Source organism: uncultured Campylobacter sp. (genome assembly GCF_938030145.1).
Lineage (GTDB): Bacteria > Campylobacterota > Campylobacteria > Campylobacterales > Campylobacteraceae > Campylobacter_B.
The window spans coordinates 15,848-35,177 of sequence record NZ_CALHGM010000011.1 but is presented as its reverse complement, the minus strand read 5'-3'; the positions used below and the strand labels follow the sequence as shown (position 1 = coordinate 35,177).

The window sequence follows — 19,330 nt, the reverse complement described above, 5'->3', positions numbered from 1 at the left end:
CGGTGCGAAACAGAATTGTGATTATACAAGAGCGATGCTTAAAGGGGGCTGAATAATTTAGAGAAAACGAGGAGCTTTAAACGAAGAAAAAGATAAAATTTTAAAGAAAATGCCAAATGAAAAAGCGAGGAAGTTTAAAAGCAATTAAACCCAGCGTAGCTTTCGCATACAAAATTCTACTCTTAAAATTCCCTCGTAATTTAAAATTTCTAAAATTCTAATACGCCATCAGCTTCGCGCCGAATGCCCCGCGCACCAAGCTCTCGCTTTTATTTGCCAGCTTATCCATCATCTTTTCATACGCCGAGGGCTCCTGCCAGATCGGATCTGCTACACCGCTAGCTTTTACGAGCGCGCTCTTAGCGTCTTCTAAAGAGCCCACCTCGTCGATGAGTCCGACGCCTTTGGCGCCGCTAGCTAAAAATACTCGCGCATTCGCCCACGTATCGCGCTTCCTAAGATCCAGCGAGCGCGCCTGCGCCACCTCGCGCGTGAATAGTTCATAGCTCTCATCCACCAGGGCTTGCAAGCTCGCGCGCTCCGCGTCGCTCCATTTTCGCATCATCGTGCCCGCCTCTTTGAGCTCGCCCGCTTTGACGATCTGTTCGGCAAAGCCTAGTTTAGCGGCAGCTTCGCTCACGTCTAAGCCCTGCATGATCACACCTATGGAGCCGATAAAGCTGCCCGGATTTGCGTAAATTTTACTTGCCCACACGCCGCCTAGATAGCTGCCGCTCGCCATCGTGCCCTTGGCGTAGGCGACGACCGGCTTGCGCGAGTTTAGGGATTTGATAGCCAGCGAAATTTCCACGCTCGGGCTTAGCGCGCCGCCAGGACTATCGATCAGCAGAAGCACTCCTTTGATCGCCTCGTCGTTTTTCAGGGTTTCGATCTTTTCTAAAATTTCACTATCGTCCATTATCGCGCCGCTTAATGAAAGCTGAGCGAGATTCGCGCCCTTTTGTTGCGCGCTTTCGCCGCCTGCGAAAATCAAAAACAAAATAAGCAGAAAAATCAGGGATTTAAAGTATTTGTTGATAAACCCGAGCACGGCGCCGATCGGCGCAAAGATGTTTTTTAGAAATTGCATTTCATTCCTTCGATAAAAAGTGATTTTGCGTTTTTGCTCTGCAAAATGAGCTGTAGCGCCAGCTGGCTTTGCTCGCACTCAATGCCTTCAAAAACGGCGATATCGGCGAGCTTGCCGGCTCTCAGCTCGCCCAAATTTAGCCCCAGCGCCGCAGCAGCGTTTCTCGTCGCGCCTAAAATCAGCACTCGCGCTAGCTCTGCCAAGCCCAGCTCGTCGTGCATCATTAAATTTGCACGCAGCTCGTCTAAAAAGCTTAGACTAAAATTTGAGCTAAGCCCGTCGGTAGCGATGTTGTAATTAAGCCCGCTTGCGAGCAGCTTTTTAAAGCTTAGCCGCTTTTTGCTAAGCAGGCGGTTGGAGCGCGCGCAGTGCGTGATCGAGTGGAGTTTCGGATCAAAGATACTAAAATCATCTACCCAAACGCAATGCGTAAAAAGCGTGCGAAGCCCGCTAAAATGCGCTACGAAGCTCTGCGGCGAATAAAAAGGCGCGGGCGCGGGATTAAATTTGGCAAGCCAGGTTTTAAGCTTACCGCGACCGGTGCGCAGCCACTGCCGCTCATACGCGCTCTCCATAAAATGCGTGCTTATAGCAAGTCCGTTTTCGCGGGCAAGCTTCGTCGCAAACTTCGTAATCTGCGGGTGCGCCGAGTACGGCGAGTGCACCGACACGGCGGGGATAAAAAGCGAGTTTGCGAGCGCCTTTGCGCGCCCAAATCGCTCTTTAAATTTAGAGATATTCTCCGCCGCAGCGTCCTTGCTCGCGCCTAAAATTTCATTAAAAAACACGGTTCTAATGCCGCTTTGCGCGCAAGCTTCAGCCTCGCCGCCGAAACTTGAAATTTCGCCGATCGTACCCACGCCGCTTCGCATCATCGCGGCGATCTGCTCCGCGATTAGCCGTCCGCGTGCCGCGGCATCCAGCTGCTGCCTTGAGGCGATGACGCTGCCTAGCCAATCCAAAAAATCGCCGTAGCGCAGCGTGCCTTTGTTTGCGCTAAATTCCAAATGCACATGCGGATTTATAAACGCAGGCATCGCTATATCGCCGCTAAAGTCCAAAATTTCTGCTTGCGGGTATTTGCGCGCCGCACGAGCAAAGGCGCAGACCTCGATTATTTTCTCGTCAAAGACGATCGCGCCATCTTTTAAAATTTTGAAATTCTCATCGCAGGCAAGAATCCACTTCGCCCTTAAAATTCTCATCGTTTTCCTTATCTAAAACAGCGCGTGATTTTAGCATAAAATTCTCTTCCGTGCTAAATTTAGAGATAAAATTTTAGCAACCGGGCTTGAGCGGGCAAATTTAGCGCCATAGTAAAAAATAAGCTCGCTTTGGTTATAATTTTCGCTTAAATTTCAAAAACAAGGATGCAAAAATGAAAATTATGGTGATTCAAGGACCGAATATCAATATGCTCGGTATGCGCGAGCCCGCTATTTACGGAGTTATGAAGATGGAGGACATCCATAAACAGATGAAGGCGGTCGCCGATCAGAGCGGCAACGAGATCGAGTTTTTCCAGAGCAATTTCGAAGGCGAGATCGTCGATAAGATCCAAGAGTGCTTCGGCACTTGCGACGGTATCATCATCAACCCCGCCGCCTACACGCACACTTCGCTCGCTATCCGCGATGCGCTCGCCGCAGTCAGTCTGCCCGTGATCGAGGTGCATATCTCAAACATCGCTCGCAGGGAGGAACTTAGACAAAAAAGTCTAATAGCACCCGTTACTGCGGGTCAGATAATCGGGTTTGGCCCCGTGGGATACCATCTGGCGATGATCGGAATGATTCAAATTTTTGAGCAGATCAAAGCTGCCAGAGCCGAGCAGAAAGCCAAATAAGTTTGGGATTAAATTTGAAAAATTTTATCCTAAAGGATGAAAACGCCGTATTTCACGAGTGCGGATACAGTTGCGACAACGCGATATTTTTGAGCCTCGGCGGGCGCAAATTTTTCCTCACGGATGCGCGTTATAGCATCGAGGCGCGCGAGCTTTGCCAAGATACCGAAGTTATCGAGGTCGAGCGAAATTTGATAAAAGATGCGCGGCTGTTTTTGCGAAAGGCAGGCGTAAAGGAGCTTGCTTATAACCCGTACGATTTTAGCGCGGGCGAGTGGGAGGCGCTGAGCAAAGGGCTTGGGATAAGATTTAAGGCGCGTGCGAATTTTTCGCAAATTTCGCGCATAGTAAAATCAGAAGACGAGATAAAAATTTTAAAGCAAGCGGCACAGCTGGGTGCGGAAAGATTTGACGAATTTGCCGCGTTCGTACGCGCCGAGGGCGAAGGCATGAGCGAAAAGGAGCTGTTTTTTAACGCCGAACTCATCTTTAAGAAAAAGGGCGAGCTCGCGCTTAGCTTTTCGCCTATCGTAGCGATCAACGAAAACGCCGCAAAGGCGCACGCTCTGCCCGGTAAAAAGCGGCTGAGAGAGGGCGATTTGCTCCTGCTTGACGCGGGGGTTAAATTTAATCGTTACTGTTCCGATAGGACGCGCACGGCGTGCTTTGACGAAAATTTTAACTTCGGTAAAGAGCAAAATTTTAAAAACGCCAAACGGCAAGAAATTTACGAGATCGTAAAAGAGGCGCAAGCTCTAGCGATCGCGGCGATTATGCCTGGCAAAAAGGCGCGCGAGATCGACGCGGCGGCTAGGGATTTTATCGCGAGGCATGGTTACGGCGAAGCGTTTTTCCACAGCACCGGACACGGCGTCGGAGTCGATATCCACGAGCTTCCGTTTATCTCAAAGCGCGGAGAGGTCGTGCTAAAAGAGGGCATGGTCTTTAGCGTGGAGCCCGGGATTTACTTGCCCGGCGAATTTGGCGTGCGCATCGAGGACGTCGTGGTCGTCACGGCAGGCGGCTGCGAAATTTTAAGCGAGTAGATTATGAATGTGCGACTTAAGAAAAACGGATTTTACGAGTGCATGGACGCGCTGTGCGTCGTAAAAAGCGCCGTTTTCCCGATGAGGCGCCGCGAGCGCGGAAATTTTAAAAATTTATATCTGCTCGGGCTCGGCGGGAATTTAGGAGATATCAGGCGGCGCTTCGAGCGATTTTATCGCGTTTTACAGAGCGATACGCGCTTTTTCGTAGCGCAAAATTCCTTGATTTTAAAAAACAGACCGTTTGGTTTTTTAGATCAGCCCGATTTTTTAAACGCCGTAATGCTCGTGCAAAGCTCTCTGCCGCCGCTTACATTACTCAAAATCATGCAGCGCGCAGAGCTACGATTTGGACGCAAAAGAAGCTTTAAAAACGCGCCGCGCACGCTGGACGTGGATATTTTATATGCAAGCGCGAAGGTGCGTGCCTGCGAGCAGCTCGTGCTGCCGCATCCGGGTGCCTGCGAGCGCATAAGCGTGATTTTGCCACTTGGAGAGATGAAATTTAAAAGAGGACTGATATGCAAACTAAAATCGTAAATTTTTTAAGCGCCAAGGGCGGAGTCGGCAAGAGCGTGATTGCAGCAAATTTCGCCGAAATTCTAAGCGAGCAGGGCTACCGCACGGCGATCATCGAAGCGCCAAATTTAAACAATCAAGAGATCATCTTAAACGCTTTGCAAAGAAAGAGGATTTCGCTACCAAGCGCCATCGCAATAAAAATTTCTCAAAATTTAACGCTCGTTTCGCCCGCGCTTGCTTCACAAAATTCTGTAAATAGCGCGAATTCTATGGCGCAAAATTCTATCAAAAACGCAAGCTCTAGCGCGGACGATTGCGTCATGCAAAATTCTATGGATAGCGCACAAAACCGGGAAGGCGACGAAAGTAGCGGCTCGCGCAATTATGTGCAAAAGCTTACGAGCTCTGATGACAAAAACAACTCAGAAAATTCCGCCGCTTCAAATTCAATGGCAAACTCTGCAAAAAATTCTACGAATTGTGCAGCCAAAAAGCCGCAGAATTGCGAAGATGGATGGAATTTTACAGAATCAGAAAGCCTAGAGAATTTTAAAAGCAATGATTTCACCAAGCAAAATTCAATCCCTGACGAGAATTCTCAAAATTCCGCAAGTGAAGATGAAATGAAAAATTCCGCCCGCTCATCAAATTCCAAAAAAGCCGGAAATTCCGCAAACGCAAAGGCTCACGAAAGCCCTGCTTGCTTCGCAAGCGAGCTAAAAGAGGCGGGAATCTTCGATTTTATTTTGATCGATGCGGGGCTTGAGTATCTTGGAGATTTTTTGAGCATCGGCGACGAAAATATCGTGCTGTGCGCGAACGAACCCTGCTCGATAAGCAACACCTACGCGCTTTTAAAGACGCTTGGGGCGAGCAAAAAAGAGGTTTTGTTTTTGCTAAATTTCACCGCGAGCGAGGATGACGCCGTGATGATCTACGACAATCTAAAGTCGGTTGCGCACCGCAATATAAGCGAGCTGGGCTTTAAACTGCTAGGCTTTGTGCCGTTTTGCAAACAAGTAGCCATCTGCTCACAAAATCGCGCGCTTTTTAACTCGCACTATCCGTTTTCACCCGCTACGATCGCGCTTAAACAGAGCGTCTCGCGATTTTTGAGCAAACAGGGCTGCGAGCCTATCGATATGAGCGCTTACCGCGGCGTCGGCGGATTCTTACGAAAACTTAGCAACCTAGTATGATTTACGATGAGATTTTAAATCGCGCAAATTCTACTATTTTAAACGGAATTTTAAAAATTTAATGCTATTCTTAAAGCTGAAATTTTAAATAATATACACAAAAGATAGATTAATCATGCAGTTAAAAGAAATTCTAAAAGACATCAAAATTGCCCGCGACAATCTCAAAAACGTGGGCAAAAGCGCCACGATCTTCGGCTCGGCGCGCTTTAGCGAGGATAATCGCTATGTAAAAGACGCGCAAAAGCTCTGCGAGGGGCTCGCTGATTTAGGATACTCGATCATCACCGGAGGCGGTGGCGGCATTATGCAAGGCGCCAACCGAGGCGCATTTGCGAGAGCAAGAACGCACAGCGTGGGCTTTAACATCATGCTGCCGTTTGAGCAAAAAAGCAACGGCTTTTTGACGCAGGGCGCGAAATTTTCGGCATTTGCGCCACGCAAAGGCGCTCTCATCGAAAACAGCGAAATTTTCGCCATCTTTCCTGGCGGATTTGGGACGCTGGATGAGTTTTTTGAAATTTTAGTGCTGGTGCAGACGGGCTTTAAACGCGCACGGATCTATCTTTACGACGAGGAATTTTACGCGCCTTTGATGGAGTTTTTCCGCACTTCACTGCTAAAATCTGGTGCGATAAACGAAAGCGATCTGCAAAATTTTAAGCTCTGCAACAGCGTGGATGAAATTTTAACGAATGTGCGACGTAAGGAGAACGAATGAAAATTTTAGTCGCGATGAGCGGCGGCGTGGATAGCTCGATGTGCGCGAAGCTGCTACAAGACGCAGGCCACGAGGTGCAGGGCTGCTATATGAAGCTGCACGCAAAGCCGGGCTATCACGAAGCAAACATCGCCAAAGTCCGCAAGGTAGGCGAGTTTTTAGGTATAAAAATCCACATTTTGGATCTGCAGGATGATTTTAATCGCGATGTTTACGAGCCCTTCGTGCAGGCCTATATCGACGGTCTTACGCCGAATCCCTGCGCGCTGTGTAATCGCCGCATAAAGCTCGGCAAGCTCTTGGAATTTGCGCGCGAGCAGAGCTTTGAGCGCCTCGCTACCGGGCACTACGTCCGTATCGAGGATGGGCTTTTAAAAGCCGCAACCGACCTTAGCAAAGATCAGAGTTATTTTTTAGCAAACATCGATCCCGCCGCGCTTAAGTTTATGCTCTTTCCGCTTGGAGGGATGTATAAAAAGGACGTCAAAGAGGCTGCGTGCGCCTATACGGAGCTTTCGCAGATCGCCTCTGCGAGCGAAAGCAGCGAGATCTGCTTTGTGGATACCACCTACATCGACGTTTTGAACCGTCATACGGGCACCAAAATGCCCGGCATCGTGCGCGACCGCGCGGGCAACGCCATCGGCACTCACGAGGGCTATATGCACTACACGATCGGCAAGCGCCGCGGTTTTACGGTGCACGGCGCGCATGAGCCGCACTTCGTGCTAAGCATCGACCCGCATAAAAACGAGATCGTCGTGGGCGGCAAGGAGGAACTGGCGACCTACGAGTTCGACACCGAAAATTTTAACGCCTTTTTAAGCAGGGATGAAATTTTAAATATGGCGGGTCTCGGCGTTAAGATCCGCTACCGCAGCGCCAAACTCCTCGTTAAAATTTCGCCGCGCGAAGACGGCGGCGTGCATGCCGTACTGTCCGCGCCCGCAGCGGGCATTGCTCCGGCACAGCTCGCGGTTTTTTACGACGAGCGCGATCGCGTAGTGGCAAGCGGCTTTATAAAATAGCGCTTTGTTTTTGCTTCACTTAAAGCTCGCGAGTTTGCAAAACGGCGCTTTGATCGCGCCGCTTGATATGCACCCACTCTGTTAAATTTCATATCAAAAAAGGAATTTACGCTTTTGAATCCAAGCCGCTAAATTTTATCTTGCGAGCTCGGCGAGCAAATTTTATGCGTGCAACTTTGCGATTGAGTCTTTTAAATTTACGCTCTGTCGCCGCGTCGCCCACACTGCTAGCGAAATTTTAGGAAAGCTGTAGCACTAAAATAAAATTTACGGCGACGCCTTATCTAAGCACGCCGCGACGCAAAGATCGCGACCGATATAAAATATTTCGCGCGCCGTCGCGACGACGCGAAACGAAATTTTGCACGACTGCTCCAAAGGCGATTTGCTATAAAATTTAAACGTAAGCTCGCGCCAAAGCCCGCAGTACCGCTTAAATTTCATAAATTTACGCAAAAATCAAATTTTAAAATTTAGCAGCGCTTTCTGCGCTCGAATTGTGCTCAAATCGCACTAAAATTCCACCCGCGTCTTTACCTCCAAAAGCAGCTCGCCATCCACCGCCTCAAGCCCGCCGCTCTTTATCATCTCGCGAATTTTACTCGTGCCAAAGCTGCTTTTTTGAAGCAAAATTTCAACCAAGTTTAAATCTCTGATCTCATAAATGCACCGATCTATCAGCTGCGAAGAGCCCAGATCGTCAAAGTAGAAAAATCGCCCGCCGTTTGAATAGACCCAGCCGTATAGCCCGCCGTGCACGCCGCCGACCCTGCGCCACTCATGCGGCAGCTCGAGCGCGAAAAGCCCGCTTTTGCGAGCGACCAGCCTGCGAGTGCTGCGACCGCCGCCCCAAACATCCGCGCCTTCTAAAAAATATATCCGCTTACCGCTTTGAAATACGCTGCCGCTAAGCGCGCGAACTTCGCCCGCAAAGGGATTGTCTGCCGCGCGCTTTTGCTTTCCGTCATTTTCGTCGAAATAGTAGATGCCGCCAAGGGAGGCAAAAAGCAGATGGTTTGAGTGCTCAAGCTGCCTATTTAGCGGAGTATAGGGCGCGGAGGCGGGGTCAAATTTTAAATCATTCGCAAAAACGTCGCCGCTTTTCGCATCCCACAAAAAATAGCTCAGCCGCTGCCTCAAAAGTTCGTAATGCCCGCCGTTATCGCGCGCGTCAAGGCGCAGGTTTTTAAAATACACATTCGCGCCGTCCGCGGCGTAAACGTCGCTAGCGCGCCCATCGCTTCCCTCTATATGGCGCAGGCTCGCGGCATCGGCGCCCGGCAAAACCTCTCCCTTATAAAACGCGCGAGAGCCCTGCGCAGCGTAATATACACCCGCGATTTGGCGCAGATCCGTAGCGTCCATTCGCTTAAATTTATAAATGTAGCTTTGCGGCTTGGGCGCATCCCAAAAGATATGCGCCAAGGTTTGATAAGTGAGCTTAAACGCTCCCAGCGCGTCGTTCCACACCGCCTCGCCGTCGCAAAAATAGCTAACTCGCCCGTCGCTTACGTATCCGAACGCTACGGCTTTCGTGCGCGCGGGCTCTAGCTCGCTCATCGCGATGTTGCCGCAATATACGGCATTTTTATCCGCTGCGACGTTGGAGCGGTAGCCGGAGCCGAAATCCAAAACCCGAAAGCTCGCCGCGTCCGCGCTCGGTATCGCAAAATAGCCCGCACCCACCACGAGAGCGTAAATTTCGTCTCCTTTTTTATAAAAATCGCTGTATTTGATCTGCTCGTCGTCCCGCGGCGAGTAGTCGTCTGCGGAATTTATAACCGCAAACAGAGCGAGCGCGCTAAAAGCCGCAAACGCAAACGTTATACCAAGCGCTATCTTGCGCCGCAGTCGCATGCCTCTAGGCCCGTCTCGCACCGGTTTACGATCTGCTTCTACCTTGCGCGCCCTAGCTTTGCGCTTCTTTTGCGCGCGCTCATCCTTTGGCTCTTGCGTAAAATCCTCATACATCTTTTGCCTCAAATTTAATCTCGCCGCAGATTGCGCAGCATTTGAAATTGTACAAAAGCGCGGCTAAATTTATGAAATTTAACGCTACAGACAAATTCTGATTCAACTCTTTGCGGCGCTAATTTATTTTACGAATACCACAAAATCTCTGGCAAATTTTAATTCAAAGCGCTTCGTAGCCGCACGGAATCGGCGCCGTAACGCTTGCAAACACAAAATCCTCATCGCCCGTATTTTTCATACCGTGGCACTCTCCGCTTTTGGAAATGATTAGATCGCCCGCACAGATCGGCACCTCCTCACCCTTGCTCGGATAAAACACGCCGCGTCCGCTTAAGCATATCCACACGTCATCGCCGTCTGGGTGAATATGCGGCGCTACGACCTGGCCGCGCTTGACGATCCAAACCACGCCGCAAGTGGCCTCCGTAGTAAAAAATGTCGTTTTTACGGCTCGCTCGTCGCTACAAATAGCATCTTTTATATGAAAAATTCTTTGCATTTTCTCTCCTTTAAGTTCACCGCATCCGGCGCGGTTTCGACGGAATTTTAGCATTCTTTTCGTGCAGCGAAAGTGAAATTTCAAGCGCCAAACTCACAACGAAACCTTAAATAAAAATTTTAAATTCTCGTTTTGCTATGCGATTTTTATGCAGGATTGAAGATCGCATCTGAAAGTAATAATGTGCATAAGCAGGGTATTTGCGGATAGAATTTCGGCTTTAATTTAAGACGAAATTTTAAAAATTCTTATAAATTTAAAGCCGACCTACGAGATAAATTTATTAAATTTGATATGAGCTTTGCTTGCGCGCTTTTGCCACCCAGCTTAAAGCCAAATCGTAGCTTTTATCAAAAACCTCGCGTGACGCAGACTTTACGGCAAGCGCCAAGTCGGTTTATAAAGCTAAATCGGCTTATAAATAGATGTTGCCTCTGGCTTGTTTTAGCAAATACGCATTTTGTGCCTCGAATTTTTGCACATTTTACGATAATATTTTATGATGCGTTATACACTGATCGCGAACCGAGCGAGCGCTCAAAGAGATAGTGCTAGATTTTGCACTATCTCTTAAATTTCAAAACTATTTTATCTTGCTTGGATCCAGCGCGATCTCGTCGTTTTTGATCACGCCGATACCCTTATTTAGCACGTTTTGCGCGATCTGTTTGGCTTCTGCTAGCGAGTGCATCGCGAAGGTGCCGCATTGAAATTTATTCAGCTCGGGGATATCTGCTTGAGAGCCTACGCCCAAAATATCCTTCATACTCGCGCTCCACGCCGCCGCGACGGCGCTCTCGCAAGGTGCGCCGATCACGCTCATATAAAAGCCCGTGCGGCACCCCATCGGCGAGATGTCGATGATCTCGACGTCCGCGCTATTTAGGTGCTCGCGCATGAAGCCCGCGAAAAGATGCTCCAGCGTGTGGGTGCCGCGCTCGCTCATGATCTCTAAATTCGGGCGGCAAAACCGCAGATCATAGACGCTGATCTTATCGCCGCTTTTGGTGCGCATACTCTTTGCGAGCCGCACGCCCGGGGCATTCATGCGGGTATGATCGACCTTAAAACTATCTAACAATGGCATATTTTCTCCTTAAATTCAGATCGCGGCGATTTTAACATAAAATTTCGCACTTTTAGGCGCACAGACGAAATTTTAGCTACAATTACGCTTATTTTAAGGAGAATTAATGCCCTATATAAACGTCAAAATCACCAAAGAGCGCGGCGGCTTAAGTCGCGAACAAAAAGCAAGGCTCGTCAAGAATCTCACCGACGCCCTCGTAGCCGTGCTAGGCAGGGGCGAGAAAACCACGGTCGTTACGATAGATGAAATATCCACTGACGACTACGCGATCGGCGGGCGGCTAGTAAGCGAAATCAGAAAGCGGCGGAGCTAAGCTCGCGCGTCAGGCTAAATTTGAAAAGTTAAATTTTAGAATTTTAAAGAAATTCTACGTGGCAGGCTCCGCTTCTAAGGGAATAAAATTTGTGACAATCCCCGCTTGCAAGATGAAATTTTACACTAAATTCCATGCTGTAAAATTCCAAAAACCAACCGAACGGAAATTTTAAAGCGGATCTAATGGTGAAATTCTTTAAAAAATCGACAAAATAGAATTTATGCAAATTTCAAAATCTTACTAGATAAAATTTAAGCCTCGCAAGTCTAAAATTTTGTAAAAGTAAATATATGGTATTCTTAGCGAACTAGCGTTCCCAAATTAGTTTTTTGCCGAAAGTTAGAGTATTATCGGTCATTTTCATCCAATCGATTCTGATTGTAAAAAAATCGGTCTCCATCGCGCGCGCAAACGGGAAGCGCTTAAGATATAGCGAGGTTTCGCGCTCATCCGCGCTACGGATATGGCCGCAAATCTGCACGCCTTTGATCCTGCCTACAAATTTCGTATCCAGTGCGACCGTAGCCGCAACTCCGCGGTTGGCAAAGACTGCTTTGATATGCTCGGAGTCGCTCGCGCTTGCGATGATGAGCTCCTTATTTTGCGGATCGTAGGCATAAAATGCACTGCAGCAATATGGCAGATTATTGCGCAAAACTCCGAGAGATAGGAGTTTCATCCTGCCTAAAAACTCGTCGAATTTATCCTGAGCGACACACATTTTAAGCCTCCTTTTTGCTAAATTATACAATGATTTTCTTTTATTAGCTATAATCGCGAGCCAAAATTAGGAGAATTTTTATGGAAAATTATAAAAAAGTAAAAGAGATGTTTTTGATGCAGCAAGCCCTAAACGACGAAACAAATGGCGTGGGCTGGGAGGACGGCTATACAAAAAACGGCAAACTTATCAACTGGAAGCGCTGCATTTACATGGAATGCGCAGAGCTCATCGATAGCTTTGCGTGGAAGCATTGGAAAAATATCTCTGCAGCGCCGGACGTGAATAATATCGTCATCGAGATCGTTGATATTTGGCACTTCGTAATGAGCTATATTCTAGAGCAATACTACGGCAGCAAAAACATCGATCACATCGTAAGCGACGTCACGGCAGTAAGCGGGTTTGCTGAGTTTAGCTCCTACGCCTACGACGTGCGCGAATACAGCATCTACGAAATCGTAAACGACATCGAGCTTATAATCCACGAAACGAGCGGCTTTGAGCTACAAATCGGCGAGCTACTGACCGATTTTTTTCGCGTCGCGATTAAATGCGGAGTGAGCTTAGAAATACTTTTTGCCAAATATATCGGCAAAAACGTGCTGAATAAATTCCGCCAAAATAACGGCTACAAAGAGGGAAGCTACCGCAAAATCTGGGGAAACCTTGAAGATAACGAGGTGCTAATCGAGGTGTTATCAAAAGGCGCAGTAAGCGCAAACGAAATTTACGAGCAATTGCAAAAGATCTACGACGCGACGAAATGAAGTCGTGGGTTTGCTTGCGAAATTTATCTTTAAAATTTTAAAATTCCACCTATAAAATTTCGGCAGGCAAATTTTAAAAAAGGGCTTTGATTTGAAATTCTGCAGTTTTGTACCTGAAATTTTACGCAATGCTTTGCTTGCATACAAGTGGCAAAATTCTGCGCAGCAAGCAAATAAATATTCGCAACAGGTAAAACTAAGCTAGGATGCGGTCTCCCTTTACGCACTATAAATGAGTAGATTAAACGCAGGCAAGCGATCAAAGCATAAATTTCATATTATAATGCGAAATAAGCCGGCTAAAGCAAGCGAATGAGCCAAGCGAGCGGATTGATGAGGCACGTTTCGTGCGGCAGTTAAAATAAACTCAGCTCAAATTCCGTCGCAAAAGTCGCTAAAATAACGCAAATAGGAGCATACATGGGTAGAATTTTTAATTTGGCAAAGCAGGATTTTTTTACGCGCAAGTTCATTCTGCTCTCCCTACTACCACTTGTGTGCTCGCTCATAATCTTAGGTACGCTCGCATTTTTCGGCGGCAAAGAGCTTTTTGACGCGCTTTCACAGGGCGCGCAAAGCGGCGATTTTAGCTTCTTGGACGAGCAGCGCTTCCCGGTAATTGCAAAAATTCTAAGCTTTGCTGCTACGAAGTGGATTATCGGCGCGATTTTTTCGGTATTTGCCAGCTTTGCGGTGCTGATGCTTAGCGTGTTTTGCGCGCTTATCATCGCGGCCTTTCTGACGCCCGCAGTCACTAAAGAGATCAACGCGCGCCACTACCACCTAAGCCGCGCGAACGAAGCGAGCACGGCGCGAGTGCTAAAGCTGATGAGCGTTGAAATTTTAAAATTTTTAGCGATTTTATTTATCTGTTCGGTGCTTTTGTTCGTGCCGGTGATAAATTTATTTATCATAAACGTGCCGTTTTTTTATATCTATTACAAGCTGGTTCTAATCGACGTCGCTTCAAACGCGTTAAGCGCGAAAAGCTTCGAGCGCTGCTATAAAATGGGTGGCGGATATAAATTTGCCCTAAGTGCTTTTATTTTTTATCTGCTATGTTTGATCCCGCTGGTAGGATTATTTTTCCAGCTATTTTTCATCATCTTTTTGACGCACGTAGTGCTGATAGACGAAAGCGCCCGCAATAAAAATCGCTAAAGATTAACTAAAATCAATGAAAAATTTTGAAATTTTTATAAAATAGTGCGAAATTTTTTAAGAAAGGATTTCTATGAAATCAGGCGATATTTACATTTGCAATATTTGTTCGCTAAAAAGTAGCGATGATGAAAATGCGGTCTTTATCAAGGCGCATAAAAACGGCGAGACGGTGCATATCTGCACATCCTGCATGCCTAGCGTCATCCACGGCTCGGGCATGGTCGTAAAAAGCAACTCCGAGATCGAAGAAGAGCTTCAAGACGCTGCAAACTAGCTGCTAGCACCACTTGTTGCGGCGCGTTTTAATTTGTTTATTAATCTGCGCGCCGCAAAATTCTAAAATTCTAAAATTCTAAAATTCTGTCTGCGAGGTTTTCCACCAAAATACTGCATAGCAAAATTCCACGCTTGAAATTATAAAATTTTATGCAGTAAATTCTGTGCACTAAGCTAATCCCGCATAAGAATTTTCGCGTTATAAGCTTGACGCTAAAATTCCTTGAGCCGAAACTAAAGTCTGAGAAATTTTAAAATCCGTGCAGCCGCTTGATCTCTGCGCTGATCGGCTTTTTCTGACCTGATTTGGTCACGCTTACGTAGGTTGCGATCGCGCTGGTTACGTGCAGACACTCGCGAAATCCATCCTCGCCCAGCCGCAGCGCTGCGACCTCGATCTGCACGCGGATAGAGGTATTTCCCACGCTTAGGACTTTTGCGTAGCAGCTGATGACATCGCCGATAAATACGGGCTGCTTGAAAGTTACCTCCTGCATCGAGATCGTCACGACCCGCTCGGGCGCTATCTCGCGCGCCGCCGTCGCGCCCGCTAAATCGATCTGGCTAAGTATCCAGCCGCCGAAAATATTGCCCGAGCTATTCGTATCCTTAGGCAGCGCTACGACCTTGATGCGCGGCTCGCCGAAATCGTCTAAGTTTAAATCGCTCATTTTTACTCCTTAAATTTAAAAATCTCGCATTTTAACCGCGCAAATTTAACACTTTTTCGATACAATCGACAAAAATCTATGTCGAAATTTTAAAATTTTAAGCGGATGCGAGGATAGAATTTTGCTCTCAAAGCAGACACATTCTGCTCGCAAAAAGACGATAAAAACGGCAAAAAGGATACGCGATGAACGATTTTGCAAAACTTAGCGAGATGGCGGCGACTGCTAAAGCGCAGCTAAACGCCCTCTACGACGAGCCGCACGCCGAGCTGATCGCGCGTGGGCTGGAGATCTGCGGCTTTGGGCCTAGCGATACTGCGCGAATAGCCGTACTACGCCGCATAGTTGATCTCAAAGAGGATCCGCTACTGCAAGAATTTCGCCGCTTAGGCTACGATGAGGCGCGGCAGCGCGAGCTAAAGAGCAAAATGTATGATTTCACGCGCGAAATACACGAGAGTATGCACGCAGCGCTCATCGCCGAAGCCGGCGCGCAGGGGATTTTGCAGCCATTTTATCTGGAGCTTTTAAAAGGCGTGCACCGCATCGGGCTCGTGTTAAGCGATATGCAAAAAAGCTGGCAAGCCCTAATCATCGAAGGCACGAACAAGCGCTTGCAAAAGGAATTTAGCTCGCTTGCGCAAGCGAAGGAATTTTTGCTGCAAGAGGGGCTGTTTATGCGCACGCCTCACGGCGAGGTCTGCGAGCGCTGCTACGGCGCGATAGTGCACGAGGGCAAATCCCAAATGGTGCCCTACGCCGTGGCATTTGCAAATGAGACGGCGAAGCTACAGAGCGAATTTAGCGATCTTTTGGAGCGCCTGGTGACGCTTGCCGAAGATGAGAGCGAGCTAGCCTACATCGCGTATCTAGGCAAGCTCAAACAGGCCTTTTGCGAGAAAGACGCCAGCGCGGTGATCGGCACGTGGCGGGATGCGGAGATCGCGTGGATGGATATAAAAACGCCGCTTCAGATCGGTCATCCGCTTGAGTACTATGAGGATGCCTACACGCACGCAGTCGCGCTGGAATGGGACGTCAGGCTTGCAGGCGCGTATGAGTTTAGCGCGGAGGAATTTAAAGCGCGCGTAAGCGAGAGCTTTGAGCGTGCGTATGAAAAAATCGGCGCGAACAACGCCGTCATGCACTCGCTGGTGCTTTCAAACATCGCCAAAACCCAGCTTTATGTCTGCGCGCCGCTGATCTACTACGGAGCCGATCTTAACGGGCTCTTTTCGGCGCAGGTCGTACCCAATGACGAGTTCGTAAGCACCAACTGCGGCAAGAAAATTTTCGCCTTCGTAAATTTCGTCTATGAAAGCGCCAAGGCTAGACCTTTTATGCGGCTAAGCAGCGAAATTTTCGACCTCGATTATCTAAATTTCGGGCGCGAAATTTTATTTAAAAAACCGCAAATTTGGCGCCGCGTCTACGAAATATCGACGATCGGACACGAGTTCGGGCATATATTTTTCATCGACGCTGACACCGAGGCGCGCATGAACCGCTCGGGGCTTTTCAAGCTCATCGAGGAGTACAAGGCGACTACGGGCGGGCTCGTGAACTTCTTTTTCCACGAGGAGGAGGAGTTTTGCCTGCCGGTGCTGGACGAGCTGATCCGCCGCGCCGTGGGACTCATCGCGTGGCAGCGGGTGGAGGAGCTCAAGCCCTACTATTGCGAGGCTCTGATACATCTGAGCTTGCTTTTCGCATCGGGCGTTTTGAAATTTGACGGCATGCGGTTGGCGGTTAAATTTGACCGCGCAGGCTATGAGAGCTTCAAGGTCGCGTGCTTGCAAAACTACGAGGAGCTGGCACGGCTTTATTGCGACAAAAAGGACGCGGCGGAATTTTTATCGCGATTTGCGGAGCTTAGCGGCGGCGTGTATCTGCCGCGCGAGGCGCAGGTGCGGGAGTTTGTGGAGTTTTACTACTCGCACTACGAAGCGATCGGCAACGAAACGGATCCTAGCAATGAACGAGCAAAGTGGCTTTAAAATTTCAGCTCCGAACCACACCTTAAAACATGAGAAGCGAGTAAAATTTTGCCGTTAAATTTTCTTAAAATTCTGTTTTAAAATTTTATCGGAGCTTTAGAATACGACGTTGAAAAAATGCATAAATTTAACCCAAATTTATGTGGCGAAAGCCGTAATTTAAATTTAACGCGGACGCAGTCCGTATCACTAGCGTCGCGCGGGTAGGGGCAAAATTTTAAAAAGTCGTGGGGGCGCCCCGCTAACTCCGAGCGCTGCCCCCTTACGAATATCGCGCATAATGCAACCCAGACGCTAAGCTATATCCATGAAATTTTATAGAAACTTACAAAATAAAATTTCATCCCCAAATTTACGGCTTGCGAAATTTGTGTCGTGATTTCTGTTTCTCTTGGGGCGAGAAGGGGCTCCGATTACGAGGTCATACTTCTCGCAAGACGCCGCCTCCGTAGCACCGCATTGCTCTGCTCGCCCACAAACCCCACCCGTCCCCTACGACGCTAGCGATACGGACTGCGTCCGAGCATTTTCATTTAACGGCTTGCGTTACATACTTTGATTTTAAAATTCCTCGCTGCAAAATTCTAAATTTAGTAGTAAAATTTCGCATTGGGGAATTATAAATTTCTATTCGCAGACCATGCGCGGAGTTCTTTCGGGATTTTAGAATTCCGCAGAATTTTAAGGGGAAAGCATGAGATATTTTAAAAATTTACTCTTCGATTTGCGAAGCGGCAGGCTCGCACTGCATCCGATTTTACTCGCGGCGACGTTTTGTATAGTAAAATTTTCGTGGCCTAGGTTAATAGGCAATGTAGGCGAAAGTGATGCACTCGGTAGTTTCATATTTATGGACTTTATTCAATGCGCCTGCTTCGTAGGGTTAGGCGCGCATCTTGTCTATGTCGCGGGGCGCGGCGGCAAAAACAGGCAAAGCGGCGGCTGCGAAAACAGCGGCTACGAAGGCGTGATACAGCCTCGCGGACTGCGATATTTAGCCGTGCTGCGCGCTATCTTATGCGCTCTGTGCATCATCGCATGCGTGGTGGGTTATCTTGGCGCGGATATAAATCACCAAAAATTGGGCGTTCTGAATTGGTTTTTTCCGACCGCGCTAGCAAGCACTTTCATATATTTGATTGCGATATGGATTGTTACGACTGGCTCCGAAGTACTAATTTGGGGCGTTATCTTCGTGATAAGCTATGTGGCTGCCTACTATGCAGTTTTGATGGGTTTTGGGATTGGGCATAGGTATACTACCTATTTTGATTTTCCGTTTATTTTCTGGAAAGGGCTGGAGATAATATTTCCGCTAATTTGGGCGTTTTATTTCAAGCGTACCTACAAAAAGCGCCTAGCAGAGGAGATGCGCGAGGCGTAACGGAGAACTAAGCGCAGAATTTTAGCCAAAATTTACGCCGCCAGTCGCAGCTTAAAATTAACGCGAGCGTAGCTCGCCCTTTGAGCGTGCCAGGGGTTGGAGGATTTTAAGGGGGAAGGGGAGCGCCTCGCAAGTAGCGCCCCTTCCCCCTTAAGAGAAAACGCCGCCACGCCCCAAATTCTAGAGGTAAATTCTACATAGAGAAATTTTAAATTTATTACAAAATGAAATTCCGTTTAAATTTTAGCCCGCGATATGTTTCTCTTGGGGCGGGAAGGAGGCCCCAATTGCGAGGTCACATTTCTCGCAGGACGCCGCTTCCGCAGCACCGCATTGCTCTGCTCGCCCACAAACCCCACCCATCCCCCGACGACGCTTTAAGTGGTGCAGGCTACGCCTGAGTTAAATTTCAACATCCATATCCACGGATTCGATCTGCAGTCCGCGCAGACCCGCGAGCTGCTGCACCGCAGCGTCCGTCTCGGCATTTTTGGGAAGGACGATGTGAAAGCCGCGATCAAACGCTAAGAAAAAATTCTCCCCGCCCGCAGCGATTCGATTTAGCGAGCGTGCGGCAAATTTCTCGCTTGCACGCGGCTCGCCCTTTGAAAACGAGATTGTCTCGCCGTCCGCGACGAAGCTCATCTCCGTGCTCGAGTTTTGCGCGAGCTTAGCAGCATCCAGATGCTTTCTTAGCATGCGGCGGTAAAATTTCGGATAAAAAATAAGCCACACCGCACCCAAAATAACCGACGCCACGCTCGCAATCGGCGCCGTTTTTAAAAGCCCGTCGATGATGATGCCCATGAGCAAAAACTCAAACGGTATGGCGTAGGTGCTGACTAGGCGCTGTTTGCGTGCCTTTTTGCTATAAAGCAGCATAAATTTATTGAGGTTATCGACGTCGTGATTTGTGATTTGAACTTTCATATTTTTCCTTTAATTTTTGCGTAATTGTAGCGAAGCCGCCTTAAATTTGCGTCTATTAACTTCCGTGAGATAAAATCCCGTTTTTA

Annotated in this window: 21 protein-coding genes; 12 read left to right on the top strand and 9 right to left on the bottom strand. The window is 48.2% G+C overall.

Annotated features, from left to right (window positions below):
* Nucleotides 1-217 precede the first annotated feature (217 nt).
* Both sppA and Q0323_RS03275 read right to left on the bottom strand, forming a co-directional pair.
* Nucleotides 218-1,090, bottom strand: a complete 873-nt coding sequence (gene sppA / locus Q0323_RS03280) for a signal peptide peptidase SppA (RefSeq protein ID WP_297943421.1) — start codon at nt 1,088-1,090, stop codon at nt 218-220.
* Entirely contained in the window at nt 1,078-2,295 is a 1,218-nt protein-coding gene (locus Q0323_RS03275) for a metal-dependent hydrolase (protein WP_298051434.1), read from the bottom strand. The genes sppA and Q0323_RS03275 overlap by 13 nt, the downstream gene beginning before the upstream one ends.
* A gap of 173 nt (nt 2,296-2,468) precedes the next feature.
* Here Q0323_RS03275 and aroQ point away from each other — a divergent pair, with 173 nt between their 5' ends.
* The 6 genes from aroQ to mnmA all read left to right on the top strand — a co-directional run bounded on the left by aroQ (nt 2,469) and on the right by mnmA (nt 7,452).
* The gene (gene aroQ / locus Q0323_RS03270) at nt 2,469-2,936 is read left to right on the top strand and encodes a type II 3-dehydroquinate dehydratase (RefSeq protein WP_005869936.1); all 468 of its coding nucleotides are present in this window, start codon (nt 2,469-2,471) and stop codon (nt 2,934-2,936) included.
* A gap of 14 nt (nt 2,937-2,950) precedes the next feature.
* Nucleotides 2,951-3,982, top strand: a complete 1,032-nt coding sequence (locus Q0323_RS03265) for a M24 family metallopeptidase (RefSeq protein ID WP_298051431.1) — start codon at nt 2,951-2,953, stop codon at nt 3,980-3,982.
* A 3-nt stretch (nt 3,983-3,985) separates the two neighbouring features.
* Nucleotides 3,986-4,522: a 2-amino-4-hydroxy-6-hydroxymethyldihydropteridine diphosphokinase gene (gene folK / locus Q0323_RS03260; protein WP_298051428.1), complete on the top strand. Its 537-nt coding sequence runs from the start codon at nt 3,986-3,988 to the stop codon at nt 4,520-4,522.
* Complete coding sequence (locus Q0323_RS03255) at nt 4,504-5,703, top strand: P-loop NTPase (protein WP_298051425.1); 1,200 nt, start codon at nt 4,504-4,506, stop codon at nt 5,701-5,703. The genes folK and Q0323_RS03255 overlap by 19 nt, the downstream gene beginning before the upstream one ends.
* A gap of 115 nt (nt 5,704-5,818) precedes the next feature.
* Nucleotides 5,819-6,424: a TIGR00730 family Rossman fold protein gene (locus Q0323_RS03250; RefSeq protein WP_298051422.1), complete on the top strand. Its 606-nt coding sequence runs from the start codon at nt 5,819-5,821 to the stop codon at nt 6,422-6,424.
* Nucleotides 6,421-7,452 (top strand): tRNA 2-thiouridine(34) synthase MnmA, encoded by a 1,032-nt coding sequence (gene mnmA / locus Q0323_RS03245; RefSeq protein ID WP_298051420.1) that lies wholly within the window; start codon nt 6,421-6,423, stop codon nt 7,450-7,452. The genes Q0323_RS03250 and mnmA overlap by 4 nt, the downstream gene beginning before the upstream one ends.
* Before the next feature lie 267 nt (nt 7,453-7,719).
* Here the strand turns inward: mnmA and Q0323_RS03240 are convergent, their stop codons facing one another.
* The 4 genes from Q0323_RS03240 to luxS all read right to left on the bottom strand — a co-directional run bounded on the left by Q0323_RS03240 (nt 7,720) and on the right by luxS (nt 11,012).
* Nucleotides 7,720-7,896: a hypothetical protein gene (locus Q0323_RS03240; protein WP_298051417.1), complete on the bottom strand. Its 177-nt coding sequence runs from the start codon at nt 7,894-7,896 to the stop codon at nt 7,720-7,722.
* A gap of 69 nt (nt 7,897-7,965) precedes the next feature.
* On the bottom strand, nt 7,966-9,423 hold the full coding sequence (locus Q0323_RS03235; protein ID WP_298051414.1) for a DKNYY domain-containing protein: 1,458 nt from the start codon (nt 9,421-9,423) through the stop codon (nt 7,966-7,968).
* 163 nt (nt 9,424-9,586) lie between these two features.
* Nucleotides 9,587-9,925, bottom strand: a complete 339-nt coding sequence (locus tag Q0323_RS03230; RefSeq protein ID WP_298051411.1) for a cupin domain-containing protein — start codon at nt 9,923-9,925, stop codon at nt 9,587-9,589.
* Nucleotides 9,926-10,508: 583 nt separating this feature from the next.
* Nucleotides 10,509-11,012, bottom strand: coding sequence for an S-ribosylhomocysteine lyase (gene luxS / locus Q0323_RS03225; RefSeq protein ID WP_298051409.1), 504 nt, complete (start codon nt 11,010-11,012; stop codon nt 10,509-10,511).
* Between the two features lie 106 nt (nt 11,013-11,118).
* Between luxS and Q0323_RS03220 the strand changes: the two genes are divergently transcribed.
* Nucleotides 11,119-11,328 carry a 4-oxalocrotonate tautomerase family protein gene (locus Q0323_RS03220; protein ID WP_298051406.1) on the top strand — a complete coding sequence of 70 codons (210 nt, stop codon included), beginning with the start codon at nt 11,119-11,121 and terminating at the stop codon, nt 11,326-11,328.
* A 310-nt stretch (nt 11,329-11,638) separates the two neighbouring features.
* Here Q0323_RS03220 and Q0323_RS03215 read toward each other — a convergent pair whose 3' ends face one another.
* A complete protein-coding gene (locus Q0323_RS03215) occupies nt 11,639-12,052 on the bottom strand; it encodes a hypothetical protein (protein ID WP_298051403.1) in 414 nt (137 codons plus the stop codon).
* An 80-nt stretch (nt 12,053-12,132) separates the two neighbouring features.
* Here Q0323_RS03215 and Q0323_RS03210 point away from each other — a divergent pair, with 80 nt between their 5' ends.
* The 3 genes from Q0323_RS03210 (at nt 12,133) to Q0323_RS03200 (ending at nt 14,260) form a co-directional block, all read left to right on the top strand.
* Entirely contained in the window at nt 12,133-12,822 is a 690-nt protein-coding gene (locus Q0323_RS03210; RefSeq protein ID WP_298051400.1) for a dUTP diphosphatase, read from the top strand.
* 420 nt (nt 12,823-13,242) lie between these two features.
* Nucleotides 13,243-13,983, top strand: a complete 741-nt coding sequence (locus Q0323_RS03205; RefSeq protein ID WP_298051398.1) for an EI24 domain-containing protein — start codon at nt 13,243-13,245, stop codon at nt 13,981-13,983.
* A gap of 73 nt (nt 13,984-14,056) precedes the next feature.
* Nucleotides 14,057-14,260 (top strand): hypothetical protein, encoded by a 204-nt coding sequence (locus Q0323_RS03200; protein ID WP_005869903.1) that lies wholly within the window; start codon nt 14,057-14,059, stop codon nt 14,258-14,260.
* 253 nt (nt 14,261-14,513) lie between these two features.
* Here Q0323_RS03200 and Q0323_RS03195 read toward each other — a convergent pair whose 3' ends face one another.
* On the bottom strand, nt 14,514-14,933 hold the full coding sequence (locus tag Q0323_RS03195; RefSeq protein WP_297990363.1) for an acyl-CoA thioesterase: 420 nt from the start codon (nt 14,931-14,933) through the stop codon (nt 14,514-14,516).
* A 185-nt stretch (nt 14,934-15,118) separates the two neighbouring features.
* On the opposite strand from Q0323_RS03195, the gene ciaB reads away from it, so the two are divergent.
* Together ciaB and Q0323_RS03185 are read left to right on the top strand one after the other, a co-directional pair.
* Nucleotides 15,119-16,930: an invasion protein CiaB gene (ciaB, locus tag Q0323_RS03190; RefSeq protein ID WP_298051395.1), complete on the top strand. Its 1,812-nt coding sequence runs from the start codon at nt 15,119-15,121 to the stop codon at nt 16,928-16,930.
* Nucleotides 16,931-17,624: 694 nt separating this feature from the next.
* A complete protein-coding gene (locus tag Q0323_RS03185) occupies nt 17,625-18,314 on the top strand; it encodes a hypothetical protein (RefSeq protein ID WP_298051393.1) in 690 nt (229 codons plus the stop codon).
* A gap of 402 nt (nt 18,315-18,716) precedes the next feature.
* Here Q0323_RS03185 and Q0323_RS03180 read toward each other — a convergent pair whose 3' ends face one another.
* Complete coding sequence (locus Q0323_RS03180) at nt 18,717-19,244, bottom strand: hypothetical protein (RefSeq protein WP_298051390.1); 528 nt, start codon at nt 19,242-19,244, stop codon at nt 18,717-18,719.
* Nucleotides 19,245-19,330 lie beyond the last annotated feature (86 nt).